Origin of the sequence: Streptomyces sp. NPDC016562 (assembly GCF_043076955.1) — a bacterium.
Taxonomy (GTDB): Bacteria; Actinomycetota; Actinomycetes; order Streptomycetales; family Streptomycetaceae; genus Streptomyces.
In genome coordinates this window covers 195556-219105 of the sequence record NZ_JBIBRZ010000005.1, presented here as the reverse complement: position 1 = coordinate 219105, position 23550 = coordinate 195556, and the positions used below count along the sequence as shown (strand labels likewise).

The 23550-nt window shown below is 73.7% G+C and carries 22 protein-coding genes; 5 read left to right on the top strand and 17 right to left on the bottom strand.

From position 1 onward, the window contains the following. Positions 1-11 precede the first annotated feature (11 nt). Positions 12-1514, bottom strand: a complete 1503-nt coding sequence (locus ACF059_RS22675) for a PLP-dependent aminotransferase family protein (protein ID WP_392059971.1) — start codon at positions 1512-1514, stop codon at positions 12-14. On the opposite strand from ACF059_RS22675, the gene ACF059_RS22670 reads away from it, so the two are divergent. Further along, a complete protein-coding gene (locus tag ACF059_RS22670; protein ID WP_392059968.1) occupies positions 1513-2418 on the top strand; it encodes a DMT family transporter in 906 nt (301 codons plus the stop codon). The genes ACF059_RS22675 and ACF059_RS22670 overlap by 2 nt on opposite strands. Positions 2419-2475: 57 nt before the next feature. After that, positions 2476-2673, top strand: coding sequence for a DUF1918 domain-containing protein (locus tag ACF059_RS22665; protein ID WP_360887470.1), 198 nt, complete (start codon positions 2476-2478; stop codon positions 2671-2673). A gap of 1 nt (position 2674) precedes the next feature. Here the strand turns inward: ACF059_RS22665 and ACF059_RS22660 are convergent, their stop codons facing one another. Next, positions 2675-3901: a glycoside hydrolase family 10 protein gene (locus ACF059_RS22660; RefSeq protein ID WP_392059965.1), complete on the bottom strand. Its 1227-nt coding sequence runs from the start codon at positions 3899-3901 to the stop codon at positions 2675-2677. Positions 3902-4039: 138 nt separating this feature from the next. On the opposite strand from ACF059_RS22660, the gene ACF059_RS22655 reads away from it, so the two are divergent. Beyond that, on the top strand, positions 4040-4933 hold the full coding sequence (locus ACF059_RS22655; RefSeq protein ID WP_366866831.1) for a 3-hydroxybutyryl-CoA dehydrogenase: 894 nt from the start codon (positions 4040-4042) through the stop codon (positions 4931-4933). Between the two features lie 48 nt (positions 4934-4981). Here the strand turns inward: ACF059_RS22655 and ACF059_RS22650 are convergent, their stop codons facing one another. The 9 genes from ACF059_RS22650 to infC form a co-directional block, all read right to left on the bottom strand. Continuing rightward, entirely contained in the window at positions 4982-5521 is a 540-nt protein-coding gene (locus tag ACF059_RS22650; protein ID WP_392059962.1) for an NUDIX hydrolase, read from the bottom strand. Positions 5522-5574: 53 nt separating this feature from the next. Further along, entirely contained in the window at positions 5575-6915 is a 1341-nt protein-coding gene (locus tag ACF059_RS22645) for a transcriptional regulator (RefSeq protein WP_392059959.1), read from the bottom strand. A gap of 416 nt (positions 6916-7331) precedes the next feature. Then, positions 7332-9860, bottom strand: a complete 2529-nt coding sequence (pheT, locus tag ACF059_RS22640; RefSeq protein WP_392059956.1) for a phenylalanine--tRNA ligase subunit beta — start codon at positions 9858-9860, stop codon at positions 7332-7334. Continuing rightward, positions 9860-10987: a phenylalanine--tRNA ligase subunit alpha gene (gene pheS, locus ACF059_RS22635; protein WP_360887488.1), complete on the bottom strand. Its 1128-nt coding sequence runs from the start codon at positions 10985-10987 to the stop codon at positions 9860-9862. Before pheS ends, pheT begins: the two co-directional genes overlap by 1 nt. Before the next feature lie 148 nt (positions 10988-11135). Next, entirely contained in the window at positions 11136-12344 is a 1209-nt protein-coding gene (locus ACF059_RS22630) for a sensor histidine kinase (protein ID WP_392059953.1), read from the bottom strand. Between the two features lie 55 nt (positions 12345-12399). After that, the gene (locus ACF059_RS22625) at positions 12400-13260 is read right to left on the bottom strand and encodes an RNA methyltransferase (protein WP_361951519.1); all 861 of its coding nucleotides are present in this window, start codon (positions 13258-13260) and stop codon (positions 12400-12402) included. A 174-nt stretch (positions 13261-13434) separates the two neighbouring features. Continuing rightward, on the bottom strand, positions 13435-13821 hold the full coding sequence (gene rplT, locus ACF059_RS22620) for a 50S ribosomal protein L20 (RefSeq protein ID WP_007263143.1): 387 nt from the start codon (positions 13819-13821) through the stop codon (positions 13435-13437). 103 nt (positions 13822-13924) lie between these two features. Beyond that, a complete protein-coding gene (gene rpmI / locus ACF059_RS22615) occupies positions 13925-14119 on the bottom strand; it encodes a 50S ribosomal protein L35 (protein ID WP_030387121.1) in 195 nt (64 codons plus the stop codon). Between the two features lie 105 nt (positions 14120-14224). Further along, a complete protein-coding gene (gene infC, locus ACF059_RS22610; protein ID WP_361951475.1) occupies positions 14225-14959 on the bottom strand; it encodes a translation initiation factor IF-3 in 735 nt (244 codons plus the stop codon). A gap of 326 nt (positions 14960-15285) precedes the next feature. On the opposite strand from infC, the gene ACF059_RS22605 reads away from it, so the two are divergent. Then, positions 15286-15663 carry a DUF1844 domain-containing protein gene (locus ACF059_RS22605; RefSeq protein WP_360887497.1) on the top strand — a complete coding sequence of 126 codons (378 nt, stop codon included), beginning with the start codon at positions 15286-15288 and terminating at the stop codon, positions 15661-15663. 118 nt (positions 15664-15781) lie between these two features. On the opposite strand, the gene ACF059_RS22600 is transcribed toward ACF059_RS22605, so the two are convergent. The 3 genes from ACF059_RS22600 to ACF059_RS22590 are packed head-to-tail and all read right to left on the bottom strand — an operon-like array spanning position 15782 to position 18576. Further along, the gene (locus ACF059_RS22600; protein ID WP_392059947.1) at positions 15782-16525 is read right to left on the bottom strand and encodes an SseB family protein; all 744 of its coding nucleotides are present in this window, start codon (positions 16523-16525) and stop codon (positions 15782-15784) included. Between the two features lie 21 nt (positions 16526-16546). Beyond that, positions 16547-17749 (bottom strand): type VII secretion-associated serine protease mycosin, encoded by a 1203-nt coding sequence (gene mycP / locus ACF059_RS22595; RefSeq protein WP_392059944.1) that lies wholly within the window; start codon positions 17747-17749, stop codon positions 16547-16549. Further along, a complete protein-coding gene (locus ACF059_RS22590; RefSeq protein ID WP_392059941.1) occupies positions 17746-18576 on the bottom strand; it encodes a hypothetical protein in 831 nt (276 codons plus the stop codon). Before ACF059_RS22590 ends, mycP begins: the two co-directional genes overlap by 4 nt. Positions 18577-18738: 162 nt before the next feature. Here ACF059_RS22590 and ACF059_RS22585 point away from each other — a divergent pair, with 162 nt between their 5' ends. Continuing rightward, on the top strand, positions 18739-19941 hold the full coding sequence (locus tag ACF059_RS22585) for an amino acid deaminase/aldolase (protein ID WP_392059938.1): 1203 nt from the start codon (positions 18739-18741) through the stop codon (positions 19939-19941). Here ACF059_RS22585 and ACF059_RS22580 read toward each other — a convergent pair. The 3 genes from ACF059_RS22580 to ACF059_RS22570 form a co-directional block, all read right to left on the bottom strand. After that, the gene (locus tag ACF059_RS22580) at positions 19938-21209 is read right to left on the bottom strand and encodes a haloacid dehalogenase-like hydrolase (protein ID WP_392059935.1); all 1272 of its coding nucleotides are present in this window, start codon (positions 21207-21209) and stop codon (positions 19938-19940) included. The genes ACF059_RS22585 and ACF059_RS22580 overlap by 4 nt on opposite strands. 123 nt (positions 21210-21332) lie before the next feature. Beyond that, the gene (locus tag ACF059_RS22575) at positions 21333-22127 is read right to left on the bottom strand and encodes a 3-oxoacyl-ACP reductase (RefSeq protein ID WP_360887514.1); all 795 of its coding nucleotides are present in this window, start codon (positions 22125-22127) and stop codon (positions 21333-21335) included. A gap of 5 nt (positions 22128-22132) precedes the next feature. Then, entirely contained in the window at positions 22133-23512 is a 1380-nt protein-coding gene (locus ACF059_RS22570) for an aldehyde dehydrogenase family protein (protein WP_392059932.1), read from the bottom strand. Between the last annotated feature and the right edge of the window lie 38 nt (positions 23513-23550).

Here is a 23550-nt window from a genome sequence, read left to right as displayed (position 1 = left end):
GCAGCCGGCGGTCAAGCGTCCGGACGGAGACCGCCGCCGAGACCGCCGTCGAGGCCGGCACCGGGCTCGGCACCGTCCCCGCCGTCGAGACCGCCGCCGAGCCCGGCCCGCAGCCTGCGCACCGCCTCCACCAGCTCCTCGGCGCCCGAGACGCCGGCGAAGCTGAGCCGGACGTACGGACCCGGCGGTTCCGCGCAGAAGTAGGGGCGGCCCGGCGCCACCGCGACCCCGGCGCGCAGGGCCGCCTCCGCGAAGGCGGAGTCGTCGCCCCCGCCGGTCCGCAGCCACAACTGGTAGCCGCCGGACGGCAGATGAGGCAGCTCCAACCGCGGCAGCTCCCTGCGCAGCGCGCCCGCGAGCACGTCGCGCCGGTGGCGCAGCTCGGCCGCCACGGCCCGCAGGTGGCGCGGCCACGCGGGCGCGCCGACCAGTTCCAGCGCGGCTTCCTGGAGCGGGCGCGCCACGAAGAAGCTGTCGACGACCTGGATGGCGCGCAGCCGGTCCACGACCGGGCCGCGGGCGGCCAGCGCGCCCACGCGCAGGCTCGGCGAGGTGGCCTTGGTCAGGGACCGCACGTGCACGACCACGCCGTCGGGGTCCTGCGCCGCCAGGGGCGGGGGCAGCGGCCCGGAGTCGTCGTGCCCCAGGGACCGGGCGTAGTCGTCCTCCACCACGAAGGCGCCGGCCGCCCGGGCGATCCGCAGCACCTCGGCCCGCCGCCCGGGAGCCAGTACCGCCCCCGTCGGGTTCTGGAACAGCGGCTGGCATACGAAGACCCGCGCCCCGGTCGCCTCGAAGGCGGCGGCCAGCAGCTCCGGCCGGACCCCCTCGGCGTCCACCGGCACGGGCACGGGCCGGCACCCGGAGGCGCGGGCGATGGCCAGCAGCCCGGGGTAGGTCGGGGACTCCACCAGGATCGGCGCGCCGGGAGGGGCCAGGGCCCGCAGCGCGGTGGTCAGCGCGCTCTGCCCGCCCGCGGTGATCAGTACGTCGGCGGCGGCGACCGTGCCGCCGATCTCCCGGGCGAACCAGTCGCGCAGCTCGGGCAGCCCCTCCACGGGCGGCCGGCTCCACGCCCCCGGCCGCCGCCCGGCCCGGGCCAGCGCGGCGGCCATGGCCCGCTCCGGCTGGATCGAGGGGTGCAGGTAGCCGCTGTTGAGCCCGATCACCCCGGACGCCGGGGCGGCCAGGCAGGCCATCACCCCGGAGGCGTCCACCGAGCGGGGCACGATCTCGCCGCCGCCCTCCGCGCTGAGGGCGACCTCCTGCCAGGAGGTGTCCGCGGCCGCGGCCGGCGCCGTGCGCGGCCGGGCCCGGAAGACCCCGGCGCCGGGCCGGGTGACGACGAGTCCTTCGGCGGCGAGCTGCGCGAGGGCCCGGGAGACCGTGACCGGGCTGACCCGGTACTGCTCGACCAGGGCCCGGCTCGACGGCAGCTTTCCACCGACCGAGTAGCGGTCGAGTCCGGACCGCAGGGCTTCGGCCAGTTCCGCCACACTGCTACGCTCGTACATGACGACACACAATAGCGCTACTCTCCCGGCTCCGATAGCGGTCAAGGGCTTCCCGGGGCGGGGCACCGCCCTCGCCTCGCTCGGCGTCCTCACCTTCTCGCTGACCTTCCCCGCCACGGCCTGGGGACTGGAGAGCTTCGGTCCGTGGTCGCTGGCGGCCCTGCGCAGCGTCCTCGCCGCCGCCCTCGCCGGAGCCTTCCTCCTGGCCCGGCGGGTCCCGCTGCCCGGCCGGGAGCACTGGGCGGGCCTGGCCGTCGTCGCGGCCGGAGTGGTCGTCGGCTTCCCGCTGCTGACCACCCTGGCGCTCCAGACCTCCACCACCTCGCACGCCGCCGTCGTGGTCGGCCTGCTCCCTCTGACCACGGCCGCGCTGTCCGCGGCGCGCACCGGCGTCCGGCCCTCGCGCACGTTCTGGGTCGCCGCCGCGGCCGGGGCCGCGGTCGTGCTCGGCTTCACGCTCGCCCAGAGCGGCGGCTCCCTGTCCGCCGGCGACGCCTACCTGTTCGCGGCCCTGCTGGTGTGCGCCGCCGGGTACACCGAGGGCGGCCGGCTGGCCCGCACCCTGCCCGGCTGGCAGGTGATCGGCTGGGCCCTGGTGCTGTGCCTGCCGCTCAGCCTGACGGGTTCGGTGCTCGGGCTCGCGTACGAGCCCGTGCACCTCGGCGGTCACGGGCTGGCCGGCCTGATCTGGGCGGCGGCCGGCTCCACCTTCCTCGGCCTGTACGTCTGGTACCGCGGCATGGCGGAGATCGGCGCGCCGCGGGCCAGCCAGCTCCAGCTCGCGCAGCCGCTGCTGACCCTGGTCTGGTCGGTGGCGCTGCTGGGCGAGCACCTCACGCCCGCCGCACCCGTGGCCGCCTGCGCCGTACTCGCCTGCATCGTCGTGACCCAACGGGTCAAATAGCAGCGGAACGACCTAAACTGCTAGCACCGGATCGGACCGCCACCGAGGAGGTCAGTTATGCGCGCGACCGAGGGCGACCAGCTGGTGCAGCACGGCAGGATCGTCGGACAGCACGACAAGGTGGGCGAGATCACCCAGGTGCTGGGCGAGAACGGAACCCCCCCGTACCGGGTCCGCTTCCAGGACGGACACGAAGCCCTGATGGCTCCCGGACCCGACTGCGTGGTCCGCCACCCCTCGGAGCCCGAGTCCTGAGTCAGCGCGGGGCCGCCGCCGAACCGTAGTGGTCGGCGACCACCCGGGCCATCGCCCCGTTGGGGTCCGCGGCCACCTGCTTCGCCGAGAAGTAGGCGTGGCCGCGGACCTCCGGGTAATCGCGTGCGAGCCGCAGGTGCTTGGACAGCTCCGCCGGGTCGCGCCAGGCGGCGGTCGGGCTGTCGGCGTCGCAGCGGTACAGCGCCTCGCCGATGTACAGCTCGACGTCCGTGCCCGCGACGGTCCGCGCCCACCACGGGACGAGGGCGGCGTAGTCGGCCGTCGGGTGCCCGATGTGCCAGTAGGCCTGCGGCACGATGTAGTCGATCCAGCCCTCCTTGACCCACTTGCGGGTGTCCGCGTAGAGGTCGTCGTAGGTGGCCAGGCTCTGCGTCCGCGAGCCGAGCGGGTCCCGGTCGGCGTTGCGCCAGATCCCGAACGGGCTGATGCCGAACCGGGCCGCGGGCCGGACCGTCCGCAGCCGCTCGGACATCTCGCGCACCAGGGTGTCGGTGTTGTGGCGGCGCCAGTCGGCCCGGGACTCGAAGGAGCCGCCGTACTCCTCGTAGGCCTCGTCGTCGTCGAAGTACTCCCCGTCCACCGGGTACGGATAGAAGTAGTCGTCCCAGTGCACCGCGTCCACCGGATAGCGCGAGACGGCGTCGAGCATGGCGTCCTGGACGAAGCGCCGCACCTCGGGCAGGCCCGGGTTGTAGTAGAGCTTGCCGCCGTACTCCACCGTCCAGCCGGGATTGCGGCGGGCCGGGTGCGTGGACACCAGCCGGTCGAGGTCGGTGTGGTTCGCCACGCGGTACGGGTTGAACCAGGCGTGCAGCTCCAGCCCGCGCGCGTGCGCCTGCGCGACGGCCGTCCCCAGCGGGTCCCACCCCGGATCGACCCCCTGCTCCCCGGTCAGCCACTGCGACCACGGCTCCAGCTTCGAGGGCCACAGCGCGTCGGCGGCGGGCCGGACCTGGAGGATCACCGCGTTCAGCTTGCGCTCGACGGCGGTGTCGAGGAGGGCGAGGAGCTCGGCGCGCTGGCGGGAGGCGGACAGACCGCTCTCGGAGGGCCAGTCCACATTGACCACGGAGGCGATCCACATGCCCCGGAACTCGATGGCGGCGGCCCGCGCCGCCACCGGGAGCGCGGCGGTCGGCCCCGTCGTGACCGCGGCGGCCACCCCGGCGGCCGCGGCCAGCAGTGCCCGTCGACTCATGTACACCATGTGACAATCCCGTCTCGCTGAGTGACATTGCGTGATGTCCGATCAGCATGCCCGCCCCGGCCCCCCGCCCGGCGCAAGGTCGGGAGTAACGTCGGGGGGCGTGGCGGGCGCCGGAATCGTACGGGGGACCCGCCGAGGATGAGCTGCGAAAGGCACGAAGTGACTGACCTCCCTTCCGACATCACACGAGTCGGCGTAGTGGGCTGTGGCCAGATGGGCGCGGGTATCGCGGAGGTGTGCGCCCGCAGCGGCCTTGAGGTCAAGGTCGCCGAGACCACCGGCGAAGCCCTGGAGATCGGCCGTACCCGGCTGCACAACTCGCTGACCAAGGCCGCCGAACGCGGCAAGATCACCGAGGAGGAGCGGGACGCCACCCTGGCCCGCCTCAGCTTCACCACCGACCTCGGCGAGTTCGCCGACCGTGATCTCGTCATCGAGGCGGTCGTCGAGAACGAGCAGGTCAAGACCGAGATCTTCCAGGTCCTCGACCAGGTGATCACCCGCCCGGACGCCATCTTGGCCTCCAACACCTCCTCGATCCCGCTGGTCAAGCTGGCCGTGGCGACCTCGCGGCCCGACCAGGTCATCGGCATCCACTTCTTCAACCCGGCCCCCGTGCAGAAGCTCGTCGAGCTGATCCCGGCCCTGACGACGGGCGAGGAGACGGTGAAGCGGGCCGAGGCCCTGGTGCGCGACGTGCTGGGCAAGCACGCCGTCCGCGCCCAGGACCGCTCCGGCTTCGTCGTCAACGCGCTCCTCGTCCCGTACCTCCTCTCCGCGATCCGGATGTTCGAGTCGGGCATCGCGAGCCGCGAGGACATCGACAACGGCATGGAGCTGGGCTGCGCCCACCCGATGGGCCCCCTCAAGCTGTCCGACCTGATCGGCCTGGACACCATCGCCTCGATCGCCGACTCCATGTACGCCGAGTACAAGGAGCCGCTGTACGCCGCTCCCCCGCTGCTCCAGCGGATGGTCGACGCGGGCCGCCTGGGCCGCAAGACGGGCGCGGGCTTCTACCCGTACGGCTGACCCGTACGGACGCCTGTACGGCCCGCTCGCACGGCCGGGCTGGACGGCCTACGGGCGGCCGCCGAGCCGGAAATGGTGCAGGAGCAGCAGCCCGGCCGCCATGTTGGCGGCCGGGACCTCGCCGCGCGCGATCATGTCCGGCACCAGCTTGAGCGGGACCCACTCCCGGCGGGAGGACTCGAAGGCGTCCTCGGGAGGGCCGGTGTACGTGGCCCCGTCCGCCCAGTAGAGGTGGTGACGGGCGTCGGTCAGGCCGTTGGACGGCTCGACGGTCATCAGGTGGTGGAGCGGGCCGGGCCGCCAGCCCGACTCCTCCTCCATCTCCCGCGCGGCCGCGCTCTCGACGGACTCGCCGTCCTCGACCACCCCGGCGGGCAGCTCCCAGCCCCAGCTGCCGGTGATGAAGCGGTGGCGCCACAGCAGCAGCACCTCGTCCGCCTCGTTGACCGCCGTGGCCACGGCGACCGGGCGCAGCCGGATCACGAAGTGGTCCAGGTGCCGGCCGTCGGGGAGTTCCACATCGGCGAGGTTCACGTCGAACCAGCGGTTCTTGTACACGGTCTGCTCACTCAGGTTCATCCACTGCACGGTTGTGCCACCTTCCGTTCGAGTAGGTGGCACACATGGCAGCAGCCGGCCGGTCAGAGCGGAACGCGCAACGCCCCGTCGATGAGCTGCGCGGTCTCCTCCGCGTCCGAGAAACCGCTGGTCAGGAGCTGTTCGCGGATCGTCCGCAGCCGGTCGCGCAGTCTGAGCGACTCCATGCCCTTGGCCCGCTCGGCCATCTCCGCCGCGGACGCGGCGGCCCGGTCCGCCTCTCCCTGACGCAGCTGGATCTCGCACAGCATCGCCAGCCGGTGCACCCGGCCGCGGTCGTGTGCGGGGGTGTCCACGGCGGCCGCCGCTTGGACCCGCGCGGCCTCCAGATCACCCAGGCCGAGCAGCGCCTCGGCGACCTGGACGTTGACGAGCCCCGGCTGTACGTAGCCGGTCTCGTCCGGTTCGGCGCCCGGCGAGATCCGCTCGGCGGCCGCCTCGGCCTTGCGGATGCAGGACAACGCGGCCGCCGTGTCGCCGAGTTGGGCATAGGCCTTGGCCTGCATGGCGTACAGGTCGGCGGCCAGCGCCGGGGTGGTGTGCCGGCCGGCGGCGCGCAGCGCGGCCTCGGCGAAGGCCACGGCCTGGCGGTACTCGCGCAGGTGCAGGGACTGGTTGACGAGCAGCGCGATGACGTAGGCCCCGAGGCCGCGGTCCCCGCTCGCCTTGGCCAGGCGCAGCGCCTGGTGGAAGTAGCGCTGGGCGAGGCCGTGGGCGTCCGAGTCGTACGCGCAGATCCCCGCCACAGCCACGAGGGACCCGGTGGCGCGGTGCAGTTGGCGGCCGAGGCCGTCGGGATAGCTCCCGCGGAGCATGGGCGCCGTCTCACTGCCGAGGAAGCGGACGATCCGGTCCCGGGTGGCCACTCCCCCGGCCCGGCGATACATCAGCTCGTAGTGCGCGCGGGCGGCCCTGAGGATCTCGATGTGCTCGGGGCCTATCCGGTTCGGGCCCTCACGGGAGACGTCGGCGTCCTCGGGCGGGTTCTCCCACTCCCAGACCGGGATGACGGCGGGCGTCCCGGTGACCGCCTCGGCGGTCAGCAGCTGGGGCCGGGCCTGGCCGTCCGAGCGCCACAGGGCCGCGGCCCGGTCCACGAACCCGCTGAGCGGCGAGGCGTGCGGGGACAGCGGCAGGTCCGCCGCGCCGAGGCCGATGTCGTCCAGCGCGACGGGCCGCCCCAGGCGGCCGCCGAGCACCTCGCAGATCAGGTCGGGCACCCGGCCCCGCGGGCGCTGTCCCTTCAACCACCGCGACACGGCGGTGTGTTCGTAGCGCAGGGCCAGACCTCGGGTGCGGCCCGCCTGGTTCACGTACGCGGCGAGTCCGGCATGGGACATGCCCGCCTCGGCGAGGAGGGCGTCGAGCAGGACATTGGGCTGCATGGGCCGCTCCAAGGGCTCTTCGGACTCAGGCTAGTGGGTGGGCGGTTCACCCGGGGCGCACTGCCTCCAATTCACACGGGGTGTGAAATGAGTACGCGCATAAATGCGATGCGCACTCTGCCGCACGGGGCCCCCGGCGCGCTTCACTGAAGAGCCTCGCCAAGAGGTAGCCCGGGTCGTCGGCTCCCCCTCGAACAGTGCGACGACCCGTCACCGCGCCGCCCGCCTTGCCGTCTGCCCGACACTCCATGGCAGGCGGGCGGCGCCGGCCCGGCTCCGCCGGTGCCAGGTTGGTCGCCTGGCCCCGGCCGGAGCCGGGCCTTTCTCCGTGGCCGCCGCCCTGCACCACACTCATCCGAACGGGTGAGGGACGTACCCGGAATCCGGATACGCCCCTCACGGCACAGCGGTAACGGCTACGCGCCCCGGAGCACCGCCCCGGTCCGCTCGCCCGCCAGCGCCACGGCCGCGTCGCGCGCCGCCGTGGACTCCTCGGCGGTCAGCGTCCGGTCGGCCGCACGGAAGCGCAGCGCGTACGCCAGGGACTTCTTGCCCTCGCCGACCTGCTCACCGGTGAACACGTCGAACAGCCGCAGCGACTCCAGCAGTTCGCCCGCGCCCTTGCGCAGCGCGGCCTCCACCGACGACGCCGGGACCGACGCGTCCACGATCAGCGCGACGTCCTGGGTGGCCACCGGGAAGCTGGAGATCCGGGGCGCCTGGAGGGCCTCGCCGCCGGCCGCCGCGAGGCGGTCCAGGTCGAGCTCCATCGCGCTCGTACGGGCCGGCAGGCCCATCGCCTTGACCACGCGCGGGTGCAGCTCACCGGCGTGGCCGATGACCGTCTCCACCCCGTCCAGGGTGACGATCAGCTCGGCGCAGCGGCCCGGGTGCCAGGGACCGTACTGGCCCTGGCGGACCACCAGTTCGGCGCCCGCCTCGACGGCGAGGACGCGCGCGGCCTGGACCGCGTCGGCCCAGTCCGCCGGGCGACCCTTGCCCCACCAGCCGGCCTGCTCGCGCGCACCGGCCAGCACGACCGCGGCGTACCGCGGCTGCGCGGGCAGGGCCGCGTTCAGGGTGGCGATCTCCTCGTCCGTGGGACGCCGGTCGACGGGCAGCCGTACGGCGACACCCGGCTGCGCGGCGGCCCGGAAGACCGAACCGGTCTCGAAGAGCGCGAGATCGTGGCTGCCCCGGCTGTCGTTGCGGCGCAGCGCGCCGAGCAGACCCGGCAGCAGCGTGGTGCGCAGCGCCGGCTCCTCGTCGGAGAGCGGGTTGACGAGCTTGACGACCTGGCGGGCGGCGTCGTGCGCCGGCAGCTGGAGCTGGTCGAAGACGCCCTCGCCGATGAACGGGTAGCTCAGCGCCTCGACGTAGCCCGAACCGGCCAGCGCGCGGCCGACCCTGCGGTGCAGCCGCTGCCGGTCGGTCAGACCGCGGCCGGAGGGCACCTGCGGGAGGGTCGAGGGGAGGTTCCCGTAGCCCTCCAGCCGGATGACCTCTTCGGCGAGGTCGTTGGGCGCGGCGAGGTCGGGCCGCCACGACGGGACGGTGACGACGAGCTCGTCCTGGCCGTAGACGTCGCAGCCGACCTCCTGGAGGCGGCGTACGACGGTCTCGCGGCCGTACTCCATGCCCGCGACCCGGTCCGGGTGGTCCGCACGCATCGCGATGGTGCGCGGGGCGCCGGGGGCGGTGACCTCGGTGACACCGGCCTCCGCGGTGCCGCCCGCGAGGAGCACGAGCAGGTCGACGGTGCGCTGCGCGGCCGCGGCGGCGGCCTGCGGGTCGACGCCCCGCTCGAAGCGCTTGGAGGCCTCCGAGGAGAGCTTCAGGCGGCGGGCGGTGCGCGAGATCGACACGGAGTCGAAGTGCGCGGCCTCGATGACGACGTCCGTGGTGCCGGTGACGGCGCCCGTCTCGGGGTCGGTCACGGAGTCGGCGATCTCGGTGTTGGCACCGCCCATGACACCGGCGAGCCCGATCGGCCCGCTGTCGTCGGTGATCACCAGGTCCTCGGAGTCGAGCGTGCGCTTGACCCCGTCGAGGGTGGTGAACTTCTCGCCCTGCTCGGCGCGGCGGACGCCGATGGCACCTTCGATCCGCGTGCGGTCGTAGGCGTGCAGCGGCTGGCCGAGCTCCAGCATCACGTAGTTGGTGACGTCGACGGCGAGCGAGATCGGCCGCATGCCCGCCTTCTGCAGGCGGCGGGTCAGCCAGATCGGGGAGCGCGCGTCGGGGTCGAGGCCGGTCACCGTGCGGGCGGTGAAGCGGTCGCAGCCGGCCGGGTCGTCGATCGTCACGGGGTAGCCGTACGAGTTCGGCGCGGGGACGTCGAGCAGCGCCGGGTCGCGCAGCGGCAGACCGTAGGCGGTGGCCGCCTCGCGGGCGACACCGCGCATGGACATGCAGTAGCCGCGGTCCGGGGTGATGTCGATGTCGAGGACCTCGTCGACGAGCTGGAGCAGCTCGATCGCGTCGGTGCCGACCTCGTGCTCCGGCGGCAGCACGATGATGCCGTGCGTGCCGTCGTCGCCCATGCCCAGCTCGTCGCCGGAGCAGATCATGCCGTGCGAGGTGCGGCCGTACGTCTTGCGCGAGGCGATCGCGAAGTCGCCGGGCAGCACCGCGCCGGGCAGGACCACGACGACCTTGTCGCCCACGGAGAAGTTCCGGGCGCCGCAGACGATCTCCTGCGGTTCACCGGTGCCGTTGGCCTGGCCGACGTCGACCGTGCAGAAACGGATCGGCTTGCGGAAGCCCTCGAGCTCCTCGATGGTCAGCACCTGGCCGACGACGAGGGGGCCCTTGAGGCCTCCGCCGAGCTGCTCGACGGTCTCGACCTCAAGGCCGGCGTCGACGAGCTTGGCGGCCACGTCGCGACCGGTTTCACCCGCGGGGAGGTCGACGTACTCCCGCAGCCAGGAAAGCGGGACGCGCATCAGATCTCACTCCCGAACGGCCGGGTGAAGCGAACGTCACCCTCGACCATGTCTCGCATGTCTTCTACGTTGTGGCGGAACATCAGCATCCGCTCGATGCCGAACCCGAAGGCGAACCCGCTGTACTTCTCCGGGTCCACACCGCAGGCGACGAGCACCTTGGGGTTGACCATGCCGCAGCCGCCGAGCTCGATCCAGCCCTCGCTGGAGCAGGTACGGCACGGACGGTCGGGGTTGCCCACCGACGCGCCGCGGCACACGTAGCACTGCATGTCCATCTCGGCGGACGGCTCGGTGAAGGGGAAGAAGTGCGGGCGCAGGCGCGTGGTCGTGCCCTCGCCGAACAGCTCCTGGACCATGTGGTCCATGGTGCCCTTGAGGTCGGCCATGGTCAGGCCCTCGTCCACGGCGAGCAGCTCGACCTGGTGGAAGACCGGCGTGTGCGTCGCGTCGAGCTCGTCGGTGCGGTACACCCGGCCCGGGCAGACGATGTAGACGGGGGGCTTGCGCTCCAGCAGCGAGCGCGCCTGCACCGGGGAGGTGTGGGTGCGCAGCACGACGCCGGACTCGTCGCCCTCGGTGCCCTCGGGGCCCCGGACGAAGAAGGTGTCCTGCATCTGGCGCGCCGGGTGGTCGGGCGTGAAGTTGAGGGCGTCGAAGTTGAACCACTCCGCCTCGACCTCGGGCCCCTCGGCGACCTCGTACCCCATGGCCACGAAGATGTCCGCGATGCGGTCCATCAGCGTGGTCAGGGGGTGCCGGGCGCCGGCGGGCACGCGGTCGTAGGGCAGCGTGACGTCCACGGCCTCCTCGACCAGCACCCGCTCGTCGCGCTCGGCTTCGAGCTCGACCGTGCGGGCCCCGAAGGCCTTGTTCACGGCCCCACGGGCCTGGCCCACGCGCTTGCCCGCCTCGGCCTTGGCCTGGGGCGGCAGGGCGCCGATCTCGCGGTTGGCGAGCGCCAGGGGCGAGCGGTCGCCCATGTGCGCGGTCTTCGCCTCCCGGAGCGCGTCGAGGTCGCCGGCGGACGCGAAGGCGGCGAGCGCCTCGTCCCGCATGCGCTCGATCTCTTCCGGTTTCAGTGCCTCGACCTCGACAGGGTCGTACGACTTGTTCGGTGCCGACATCTCTTCCCGTACTTCCGATGGCTGGCTGGTGGTCCCCGACGACTCGATCGACCTGATCGGACAAGGACACAAAGGTGCCAAAGGACGAGTCTAAAGGTCGCTGGGGGTGAAGGAGCCCGTGGGCCGCCTGGCGAGACCCTCCGCAGGACTACTGCGTGAGGTACGCCGGGGCGCTCACGGGCAGGATAAATCGGAACTCGGCGCCGCCACCGGGGCCGCGGCCGACGGTGATGGTGCCGCCGTGGGCCTCCACGACACCCTTGACGATGTAGAGGCCCAGGCCGGTGCCGCCGCGCTTGCTCCCCCGCCAGAAGCGGGTGAAGACGCGGCCCATCGACTCCTCGGGGATCCCGGGGCCTTCGTCGGTCACGGTGACGGCGGTTCCCTTCTCATGCGGCGACACGTCGATGGTGACCGTTCCCTCCCCGTGGCGCACCGCATTTTCGAGGAGGTTGCCGAGGATCTGGTCGATCTTGTCGGGGTCGGCCCACAGGTCGGGGAGCGGGCGGCTGACGCGTACGAGGAACCGCTCGGGAGCCTGGCCGTTCGCGGTCAGGGCCTGGACGTGGCGGCCGACGGCGGTGGCGATGTCCACCGGCTGGCGCCGCACCTCCAGGCGCCCGGAGTCGATGCGCGAGATGTCCAGGAGCTCGGCGATGAGGCGGGTGACGCGGTTGGCGTCGGCGTCGACGGTCTCCAGCATCAGCCGCTTCTGGTCGTCGGTGAACCGCTCCCACTTGGCGAGCAGGGTCGCCGTGAACCCCTTGACGGAGGTCAGCGGGGAGCGCAGCTCGTGCGCGACGGTGGCGATCAGCTCGGCGTGGCTGCGCTCGGTGCGGCGGCGGGCCTCGGTGCCGCGCAGGGTGACGACGAGGCGGCGCAGGGGGCCGGTGGGGTGCGTGCGGACGTAGCTGGCGGAGACGAGCACCTCACGGCCGCCGGGCAGCAGGAGGTTGCGCTCGGGCTGCCCGCGGCGGGTGGCGAGGCCCCCGTACGGGTCGGTCAGGGCCCACCAGCGCCGGCCTTCGAGGTCCTCCAGCGGGAGCGCGGCGTCGATGCGGGCGCCGAGCGCCTGGTCCGGCGCCAGTGCGGTGATCCGGGCGGCGGCGGCGTTGAAGCAGATCACCCGGCCGGTGTCGTCGGCGACGACGAGCCCGTCGGGCAGGTCGTCCGGGTCGACGCCGAAGCCCTCGCCCGCCGCGCCGTCCGGCGCCCGCCCGTCCGGCCGCGCCGGTCCGGCGGGGTCCTGGGCCCGCGACGGGGGCACCGCTCGGGGCCGGGGCCCGGCGGCGCGGCCGCGCTGTCCCGAGGGCGCGGTGTCCGCGGCCCCCGGTGAGCTGTTCGTACCGACCGTCATGTCCCCGTACCCCACATCTCCGAGTCGCGCAGTGGGCCCCCGGGCCGCCACATTACTAGCTGGGGGTCACGGAGCGGCACCCTCCGGGCGCCCGCTGTGCACGCGCCGACGCGTAGAGGCACACGGCGGCGGCCGTCGCGAGGTTCAGGCTCTCGGCCTTGCCGTGGATCGGGACGCGCACCACGGCGTCCGCCAGGGCCCGGGTCTCCTCGGGCAGGCCCCAGGCCTCGTTACCGAAGACCCAGGCCGAGGGACCGCCCATGGTGCCCGCGTCCAGCTCGGCGTCGAGGTCGTCCTCGCCCGCCCCGTCGGCGGCCAGGATCCGTACGCCGGCGGCCCGCAGGCCCTCGACGGCCTGCTCCACCGGGACGCCGACCGCGACGGGGAGATGGAAGAGGGAGCCCACGGAGGCGCGCACGGACTTGGGGTTGTACAGGTCCACGGAGGCGTCGGTCAGCACCACCGCGTCGGCGCCGGCGGCGTCCGCGCAGCGCAGCACCGTACCCGCGTTGCCGGGGTCGCGGACGTGCGCGAGCACGGCGACGAGCTTGGGCTCGGCCTTGAGGATCTCCTCGAACGGGGAGTCCAGGAAGTGGCAGACGCCCACGAGGCCCTGGGGGGTGACGGTCTGGGAGACCTCGGCGAGCACCTCGTCGGAGGCGTAGTGCACGCGGGCGCCCGCCGCGAGGGCGGCGTCGACGATCTCGCGATAGCGCTCGGCGGCCTCGACGGTGGCGAACAGCTCGATCAGGGTCGACGCGCCCGAGGCCCCGCGGTGCTCCACGGCCTCGCGGACGGCCTGCGGACCCTCGGCGATGAACCGGCGCTCCTTGGTGCGGAAGTTGCGCCGCGCCAGTCGCCGGGCGGCGGCCACCCGGGGGGATCGGGGGGAGATCAGCTCGTCGGGGTGACCCAGGTCAGCCATGGTCTCTGCGGTTCTCTCTCGGGGTGCGGAGCGCGCGGGGCGCGGGCGGGGCGGGCGCGGGCGGGGCGCAGGCGGTGCGATGCGCGGGCGGGGAAAGCACTCGGACCCGCAGGCGCAGGGCCTGCGGGTCCGAGGGTGCCGACCGCTCATGCGGCCGGCGAAGCCTTACGCGGCAGCCTTGGGGGCGTTCACGTCGGCCGGAAGCGCCTTCTGCGCGACCTCGACGAGCGCGGCGAACGCGTTGGCGTCGTTGACGGCCAGCTCCGCGAGGATCTTGCGGTCCACCTCGATGTTGGCGGCCTTCAGACCCTGGATGAGGCGGTTGTACGTCATGCCGTTCTGGCGGGCAGCGGCGTTGATGCGCTGGATCCACAGCTGACGGAAGTCGCCCTTGCGCTTCTTGCGGTCGTTGAAGTTGTAGACCAGCGAGTGGGTGACCTGCTCCTTGGCCTTGCGGTACAGGCGCGAACGCTGACCGCGGTAGCCGGAGGCCGCCTCGAGGATCGCCCGGCGCTTCTTGTGGGCGTTTACTGCCCGCTTGACGCGTGCCACTTTTTAACTCCTTGTAGCGGGGCCGTGGGTGTCTTCACACGGCCCGAATTCGATGGGGTCCCGGTCTTGACGTCGCCGCTCCCGGCAGGGGGAGCGGAGGACGTCACTTGCCGAGAAGCTTCTTGATCTTCGCGGCGTCGCCGGGGGCCATCTCCGCGGTGCCGGTCAGGCGGCGGGTGACACGGGACGACTTGTGCTCGAGCAGGTGGCGCTTGCCGGCGCGCTCACGGAGCACCTTGCCGGAGCCGGTGATCTTGAAGCGCTTCTTGGAACCGCTGTGCGTCTTGTTCTTCGGCATAGCGCCGTTATCTCCTCGTCGGTGGCACTCCCACCGGTCCCGCTCGGGGACCGGCTTCCGGGAGCGTCATGTTGTATAGGTGACCCGAGGCGGGCTGCCCCGGAATCAGGCCCCGGCGTTGGTCTCGTCGGCCGGCGCCTCGTCGGCGGCGGCCTCGGTGACCTCGGCGGAGGCGACCTCGGTGTCCTCCCCGACCTCGACTGCCGCTTCCTCGGAAGCTGCCTCGTCGTCGGTGTGGGCGACACCCTGGCGCTCGGCCTTGCGGGCGGCCTGCGCCTCGCGGGCTTCGGCCATCGCCTCGGTCTTCTTCTTGTGCGGACCGAGAACCATGATCATGTTTCGGCCGTCCTGCTTCGGGTTCGACTCGATGAACCCGAGGTCCTCGACGTCCGAAGCCAGACGCTGCAGCAGTCGGTAGCCGAGTTCCGGCCGGGACTGCTCGCGACCACGGAACATGATCGTGATCTTGACCTTGTCGCCCTGCTTGAGGAACCGAACGACGTGACCCTTCTTGGTGTCATAGTCGTGCGGGTCGATCTTCGGCCGGAGCTTCATTTCCTTGATGACCGTGTGCGCCTGGTTCTTGCGCGCCTCACGGGCCTTCATGGCCGACTCGTACTTGAACTTGCCGTAGTCCATGAGCTTGCAGACCGGCGGGCGTGCGGACGCCGCGACCTCGACCAGGTCGAGGTCGTACTCCTGCGCGAGCTCGAGCGCCTTGGCAAGCGGCACGATGCCGACCTGCTCGCCGCTGGGACCGACAAGCCGTACCTCGGGAACGCGAATCCGGTCGTTGATGCGGGGCTCGGTGCTGATGGATCCTCCTCGGTAGCACCACACGGCTGCCTGGCAGACAGCCGCTGACGTGTAATTCCGTCAGACCTACCGCGGCGGGAGAATGAAAAAAGCCCCACCGGGCACAGGCAGGGGCTCCAAAACAACCGGAACACCGCCGCATGCACACCGCGGGGCGTAGACTCGGGCAGCTTTCCATCGTCCGTACGGAACGATGGATACCGCCTGACCGGGTGACCCGCCGCCCCGGAGGGCAGTCAGGTGGGAGAACGGAGCCTCCACTTGTGGGCCGGGCACGTGAGTGTCCGGCCGGTCGAAGTACATACTAGCACCCCCGTTGCAAGCCCGCCGCACGGCATATCGTGGGTCGCATGACTGACGCGACACCCTCCACCGACCCCGCTGCCGACGGCGCCCCCGACTACGACGCCATGACCCGCGACATCGCGGACGTCCCCGCCGTCGAGGTGATCACCACGGTGGCCGTGCACCTGCTGAGCGCCGCGGCGGTCAACCTGGGCCTGGACAAGCCGGACTCCGAGCACAAGGACCTCGACGAGGCCCGCAAGCTGATCACGGCCCTCGCGGGCCTGGTCACCGCGAGCGCCACCGAGATCAGCTCCTTCCACGCCGCCCCGCTGCGGGACGGCCTGAAGTCGCTCCAGCTGGCCTTCCGGGAGGCGTCGATCGTCCCGGACGAGCCGGGCCAGGGGCCGGGCGAGAAGTTCACGGGCCCCGTCTACGCCTGATCCGACGAGAAGGCCGCAGGGCCGGGAAAGCCGCAAGGGGCGGGCCCCTCCGTACGTTCACGGAGGGGCCCGCCCCTTTCTGCGGCCTATCGGGTCTTCTTCGGTCCGGCCGGGCGGTTCAGCGGCTGAACAGCGGCTCGCCGGGCGGAGCCGGCGCGTCCGGCGGCAGCAACGCCAGGTCCAGGCCGCGCACCAACCGGGCCCGCAGGGTGGTGTCCGCCGCCAGGGCCTCGGCGACGCGGCGGGCGGCGGCCGCGGGCGCCTGCGCGTCCGCGGCCAGCACGATCGCGAGGGTCCCGTCGGCGTCCGCCCCACCGGGGCCGAGGTGCGCGCGGAGCACGGCCGGCTCCGCGAGGACGGCCGCCCGTACGGCCTCGCGTACGGCGGGATCGGCCAGCGGGCCCGCGTCCGTACGGCCCTCGGCGAGGGCGAGCAGCGCGGAGCCGGTCAGCTGGTAGGTGACCGGGCCGGCGAGGTCCAGGACCACGGTGTCGGCCTTCTCGTGCGCGGCGGCCGCCAGGGCCTGGTGCAGCGGGACGGCCACGGGGCGGGCGGCCGGGTCCCACAGCGCGAGCGAGGCGGTCGAGGTGAAGGCGGGCAGGGCCCGCCGGTCGCCCGCCCGCAGGGTCGGGACGGCCATGTCGCTGGTCTTCTCGCGCCGCAGGCCCGTCTGCGGGTCGGTTTCCGCCTCACCGAGGACGGCGACGACGGGCACCAGGAGGCGGGCGCCCTTGAGGGCGGCCAGCACCTGCGGCTCCTGCGTCCTGTCCTCGGCCCAGGCGGCCAGGGCCGCCGTCAGCCGGGGGTCGGCGGAGCCGTCGTCGTCGGAGAAGCCCGGGTCGGGAATGTTCTTGTTCGCCATGTTCGCCACAGTTACCCGACCCTACTGTGCCGGGGGCGCGTCCCGGCGCGGGGTGCCCCGTCGCGGCCGCCGGGCCAGTACGGCGGCCAGGACGAGCAGCGCCGCCCCCGCGGCCGCGGCCGCCGCGGGACCCAGCCGGGCCCCGCGCTCGGACGGGCGGACCGGTTCGGGGCCGGGGCCGAAGTAGGTGCGCCCGGCCGCGGCCGGCGCGGGCACCGGCGCCTCCGGCCGCATCGCCTCGGCGACCTGGAGGGCGGCGACGGGGTCCACCGTGCCGTAGCCGCGGGCGTCGTCGCGGCCGCCGGCCGGGCTGTCGGCGGCGGTGTCCTCCAGGAGCTTCTTGATCTGGGCCGGGGACAGCTCCGGGTGGGCGGCCCTGACGAGGGCCGCGGCGCCGGAGACGAAGGCCGCGGCGGCGCTGGTGCCCCAGCCCTCGTAGTAGGCGCGGTCGGGGTCGGCGATGACCACGTCGACGCCGGGGGCGCTGACGGTGGCGTACCAGTTGCGGGTGGAGAAGGCGGCCTTCCTGCCGCGGCGGTCGACGGCGGTGACGGCGATGACCCCCGGGTAGGCGGCCGGGTAGGAGACGCGGTCCCCCGACTCGCCGCCGTTGCCGGCGGAGGCGACGACGACCACGCCCTTGGCGAGGGCGTACTGGACGGCCTCGTCCTCCCCGGCCTCGTGGTGGGCGGAGTCGCTGTCGTCGCCGAGCGACAGGTTGATCACGTCGGCGCCGTGGTCCGCGGCCCAGCGGATGCCGTCGGCGAGGGCGCCGCCCTTGCTCGCGCGGGCCTGTGCGCGGCCCGGGTCGCCCTCTTCGAGGATGACGCGCACCGGCAGGATCTTCGCCTGCGGGGCGATGCCGAGGACGCCCTGGCCGCGGCTGGGGCCGTGACCGTGTCCGGCGATGATGCCGGCCATGGCGGTCCCGTGGCGGGCCCAGGCCTTGTCGCCGCGGCCGGCGCCCATGCCGATGAGGTCGGTGCCGTCGAGCACCTGCCCGGCGAGGTCGGGGTGGGAGTCGTCGACGCCGGTGTCGAGGACGGCGACGGTGACCCCGTCGCCGCGGGTGGTGCCCCAGGCCTCCTCGGCGCGCAGTGCCAGCAGGCCCCACTGGCGGTCCCGGATGGTGTCGGCGGCGGCCGGGGACGTGGTGGCGCCCGCGAGGAGCGCGGCGGCGGTCAGGGCGGCGGCGCCCCGGCCGAGCGCGTGTCGGGGGGTCATCGCGCGGCCTCCCGGCGAGTGGGGGCGGAGGGCGCGGCGGGCGACGCGGAGGCGGTGGGCGGCAGGGTCAGGGCCGCCACGCCGTGCCCGATGCGGTCGGCCACCGCCCCGGCCTCGTGGCCGAGGCCCGCCTGGGCGACGGCTCCCGTGGCGTCCTTCTTCATCAGGTCGGCGGCGGGGCGGGGCGCTTCGACGGGCCGGCCGTCGGCGAAGGCGGAGACGGTGTAGACGACGACGGGGGCCTCGCCGACGACGGTCGCGGCCCAGGCGGCGCGCTGGGCGTCGGCGAATCCGTAGGCGGGCGGGGCGGTGAACCGGCCGGTGAGGGCGGTCATGGCGGAGGCGTCGGCGGGGGTGAAGACCATGCCGACGGTGATCAGGGAACTGCGGGTGGCGTCGGTGTAGGTGGCGCGCAGCACCCGGGTGCAGCCGGTGGCGGCCAGCAGGCTCCGCCAGTCGGCGGCGAGCGCGGCCGCGCAGTCGGCGTCGGGGGCGAGCGCGATGCGGGTCCAGGTGCGGTCGGCGCCGCCGGGGCCGGTGGCGGGGCCGTCGAGCACGGGCGGGAAGAGGCTGTCGACGGGCGCGTCCCGCCACAGCGAGCGGGCCTTGCGGTAGGCGGCGTCGGCGGGCAGCGGCCGGTGGGCGGCGCGGTGTTCGGCCCAGGCGGTGAGGCCGGCTCCGGCGACGAGGCCGCCCCCGAGGAGGGCGCAGAGCGCGGCGGCGAGGACCCGTCCGGGGCGGCGTCGCGCTCGTGCGTGCGCGGGCTGGGGGGACGGGAGGGGGCCGGGCTCGCCCAGGAGCGTGGTCCGCGGTGTCGTCGTGGTCATCCGGCGGCTCCGCCCCCCGTTCCGTACGGCTGCCTGTCCGTACTCTACGGGGTCGCCCGCGGGGTCCGGTGCGGTGCCCGGCGGGGCTGCGCCCCACCCGGGGGCGGGGTCGGGCCCGCGCACCCCTACCCACCGGTAGAGACCTCTGGCAAGCTGCCGCCCATGAACTCCCCCGCCGCCGACCGCGCCCGGTACGACCGGGCGACCGCGCACCTGGACGCGCCGCTGGCCGTCGTGGACCTCGACGCCTTCGACGCCAACGCCGACGACCTGGTGCGCCGGGCCGACGGGAAGCCGGTGCGGGTCGCCAGCAAGTCGGTCAGGTGCCGGGCGCTGCTCGAACGGGTGCTGGCCCGGCCCGGGTTCGCCGGGATCATGTCGTACACCCTCGCCGAGTCGCTCTGGCTGGCCCGGTCGGGGTTCGACGACGTCCTGCTGGCCTACCCGTCCGCGGACCGGGGTGGGTTCGGTGAGCTGGCGAGCGACGCCAAGCTGGCCGGCGCCGTCACGGTGATGGTGGACGATCCCGCGCAGCTGGACCTGATCGACGCGGCCCGGGACGGGGGCGCCGAGGTGGTCCGGGTGTGCCTGGAGCTGGACACCGCCCTGCACCTGCTCGGCGGCAGGGTACGGGTCGGGGCGCGGCGCTCCCCCCTGCGCGAGCCGGGGCAGTTGGCCGCGCTGGCCCGTACGGTCGCCGCCCGGCCGGGGTTCCGGGTCGTCGGACTGATGGCGTACGAGGGCCACGTGGCCGGGGTCGGCGACGCGCTGGCCGGCCGGCCGCTGCGCTCGCGGGCCATCCGGCTCATGCAGGGCGCGGCCCGCAGGGAGCTGGCGGCGCGGCGCGCCGAGGTGGTGCGGGCCGTCCGCGCGGTGGTGCCGGACCTGGAGTTCGTCAACGGCGGCGGGACCGGCAGCGTGCAGCACACCGCCGCCGAGGACGCGGTGACGGAGATCGCCGCCGGGTCGGGGCTCTACGTGCCCCGGCTCTTCGACAACTACACCTCGTTCAGCGGGCGTCCGGCGGCCCTGTTCGCGCAGCCGGTCGTGCGCCGGCCGGGGGTGGGCGTGGTGACGGTGCTCGGCGGCGGCTACCCGGCCTCCGGCGCGGCGGGCCCCGACCGGCTGCCGGTCCCCTATCTGCCGCAGGGGCTGCGCTACGACCCCCAGGAGGGCGCGGGCGAGGTGCAGACCCCGCTGCTGGGCGGCCCGGCCGACGATCTGCTGATCGGCGACCGGGTCTGGTTCCGGCACGCGAAGGCGGGCGAACTGTGCGAGCGGTTCGACACCTTGCACTTCATCGAGGGGGACCGGGTCACGGGCACCGCGGCCACGTACCGGGGCGAGGGCCGGACGTTCCTCTAGAAGACGGCGTCGGTCTGGTCGGGGATGACGCTGCCGTCGCCGCGCAGGACCGGGCCCTTGGTGCCGTCGGGGCCGACGTAGCCCGTCGTCGCGCACGGGTAGGGGCCGGTCTTCTGCTTCTTCGGCTCGATGAACATGGGGTTGACGATCCAGCGGCCGTCGCCGTTGTCGTACGCCCGGCACATCAGCTCGTTCTTGTTGCGGTTCACGACGAGCCGCAGCGCGGTCGCGTCGCGCAGGAACGAGACGTCGGTGTCGGAGTCCCCGGCGGCGAAGACCGGTCGGCGGGATGGCGGCTGGACCGTCTCGGCGGCCGCGCCGCGGATCCCGTAGACCTCCTGGTTGATCCAGCAGCGCTTACCGTCGATGTAGGTGGTCATCGTGTCGGCTCCGTCCGGGACGGATCCGCAGCCCTGCAGGTGGGAGGTGAACTTCCCGCCGCGCCCGGTCGTGTTGCGGATGCCGATGACGTGGTCTGCGTCGATGCCGACGCCCTTGGCCCACACCTCGACGACCGGCTGCGGGGAGGCCGAGCTGATCCAGACGTCGAAGCCCGACGTCCGCAGGGTGTTGATGAGGTCCTTCTGCTGGTCGTAGTAGCGGACCCAGCCGGTGGCGGTGCCGCTGCCGACCTGCTGGACGGCGCCGAGGGGCGCGGCGAGGTTCTCGGTGCGGGCGGCGGCGGCGAAGCCGCGGACCTCGCGGGCGCTCCAGCCCTGCATCAGCTGGGGCAGCCAGGCGTACGAGGGCTCCGTGGTGCGGCGGTCCCAGCCGGCGAAGGCGGGGGCGCCGGTGCGGGTGGCGGCGGTGCCGTACACCGCGTTGATCTCGTCGGCGCAGGCGGCGCCCTCGGGGGTCCCGGTGGGCAGCGGGGCGCCGGGGCGGGCGAGCGGGCCGCAGGCGTCGGCCAGGGCGGTCGCGGCGGCCGGGGTCAGGAAGCGGCTGGTGGTGGACCAGTCCCCGGCGGCGGGCTGGCGGATCCTGCCGTTGCGCAGCAGCCAGTACATGGTGGCGTCGCCGACGTCGTTCTTGACGACGGTGTTGTCCCAGTCGAAGACGGCCACGGGCTTGGCCTGCCCGCCGCAGCTGCGGTACCGGTCGACGAGCTGCTGCAGCCGGGCCTGGTTGTCCCCGTACCAGCCGGGTCCGACGGCCGCCCGCCGGCAGGAGGTGTGGTCCGCCTGGGCCGCCTGGGCGGGCGGTGCCAGGAGGAGGGCGGAGCCGGTGGCGGCTATGAGGGCGAGGGTGGCGGTTCGGCTTCTGCGCATGCTGCTCCTCGGGATGCGGGCTCGGGGTCCGGGACGCGGGCTCGGGGTCCCGGGTTCGGGGTCCGGGACGGGAACGGCCGGGCGCCTGGTGGGGCGCCCGGCCGGGCCGGGAGGGGGGCGGGTCTACAGCGGGGTGACGTACGCGCCGGAGATGCCGCCGTCGACGAGGAAGTCGGTGGCGTTGATGAAGGAGGAGTCGTCGCTGGCGAGGAAGGCGACGGCGGCGGCGATCTCGGTGGGCTCGGCGAACCGGCCCAGCGGGATGTGCACCAGGCGGCGGGCCGCGCGCTCGGGGTCCTTGGCGAACAGCTCCTGGAGCAGCGGGGTGTTGACGGGGCCCGGGCACAGGGCGTTGACGCGGATGCCCTCGCGGGCGAACTGCACGCCGAGCTCGCGGGACATGGCGAGGACGCCGCCCTTGGAGGCGGTGTAGGAGATCTGGGAGGTGGCGGCGCCCATGACGGCCACGAAGGAGGCGGTGTTGATGATGGAGCCGCGGCCCTGGCGCTGCATGTAGGGCAGGGCGGCCTTGCAGCAGAGGTAGACGGAGGTGAGGTTGACGTCCTGGACGCGCTTCCAGGCCTCCAGGCCGGTGGTGAGGATGGAGTCGTCGTCGGGGGGCGAGATGCCCGCGTTGTTGAAGGCGACGTCCACGGAACCGTAGGTGTCGAAGGCGGTCTTGAAGAGGGCCTCGACCTCCTCGGGGCTGGTGACGTCGACCTTGACGAAGGTGCCGCCGACCTCTTCGGCGGCGGCCTTGCCGGCGGTCTCGTCGATGTCCCCGCAGACGACGTTGGCGCCCTCGGAGGCCAGTCGGCGGGCGGTGGCGAGGCCGATGCCGCTGCCGGCTCCGGTGATGACGGCGGTGCGGCCGACCAGGCGGCGGCAGACGGTCTCTTCAGTGCTCTGGCTGGTCATGTTCTTCAGGCCTCCGTGCTGATGAAGACGTTCTTGGTCTCGGTGAAAGCGGTGAGGGCGTCGGGTCCGAGCTCGCGGCCGAGGCCGGACTGCTTGTAGCCGCCGAAGGGGGTCCAGTAGCGGACGCTGCTGTGGGAGTTGACGGACAGGTTGCCGGCGGCGACGGCGCGCGAGACGCGCAGGGCGCGGCCGATGTCCCGGGTCCACAGGGAGCCGGAGAGGCCGTACTCGGTCGCGTTGGCCAGGCGTACGGCGTCCTCCTCGTCCTCGAAGGGCAGGACGACGGCGACCGGGCCGAAGACCTCCTCGGCGGCGACGGGCGCGGTGGGGGCGACGTCCGTGACGAGGGTCGGCGGGTACCAGAAGCCGGGGCCCTCGGGGGCGGAGCCGCGGATCGCGGTGAGGTCGTCGGTGACGTAGGACCGCACGCGCTCCAGCTGGGTGCGCGAGATCAGCGGGCCCATCTGGGTCTTCTCGTCGAGCGGGTCGCCCACGCGCACGGATGCGATGCCGGGGGCGACGAGTTCGAGGAACCGGTCGTAGGCGGAGCGCTGTACGAGGATCCGGGTGCGGGCGCAGCAGTCCTGGCCGGTGTTGTCGAGGAAGGCCATGGGGGCGGCGGCCGCGGCGGCTTCGAGGTCGGCGTCGGCGAAGACGATGTTGGGGCTCTTGCCCCCGAGTTCGAGAGTGACGCGCTTCACCCGGTCGGCGCACTTGGCCATGATCTGCTTGCCGACGCGGGTGGAGCCGGTGAAGACGATCTTGGCCACGCCGGGGTGTTCGACGAGCGCGTCGCCCGTGACCGCCCCGTGGCCGGGGAGCACCTGGAAGAGGTGCTCGGGGATCCCGGCTTCGAGGGCGAGTTCGGCGAGGCGCAGCGCGGTCAGCGGGGTGGTCTCGGCGGGCTTGAGGAGGACGGCGTTGCCGGCGGCGAGCGCGGGGGCCAGGCCCCAGGCGGCGATCGGCATGGGGAAGTTCCAGGGCGCGATCACGCCGATGACGCCGAGGGGTTCGAGGAAGGTGACGTCGATGCCGCCCGCGACGGGGATCTGGCGGCCGGAGAGCCGTTCCACTCCCCCGGCGGCGAAGTCGAGGAGGTCGCGTACGTTGCCCGCCTCCCAGCGGGCGTTTCCGATGGTGTGGCCGGCTTCGCGGACCTCCAGCTGCGCGAGTTCCTCGATGTGGCCGTCGACGACCGCGGCGAAGCGGCGCAGCAGCCGGGCGCGGTCGGCGGGGGCGGCCGCCGCCCAGGCACGCTGGGCCGCGGCGGCCCGGGCGACGGCGGCGTCGACGTCGTCCCGTGTGGCGGCCGGGACGATGGCGACGGTTTCCTCGGTGGCCGGATTCAGGACCTCCACGTGGGGAGGGGCCAGCACAGCGGACACGTGGTGCCTCACAGACGTTCGGGGTTCGGGTCGGTCGT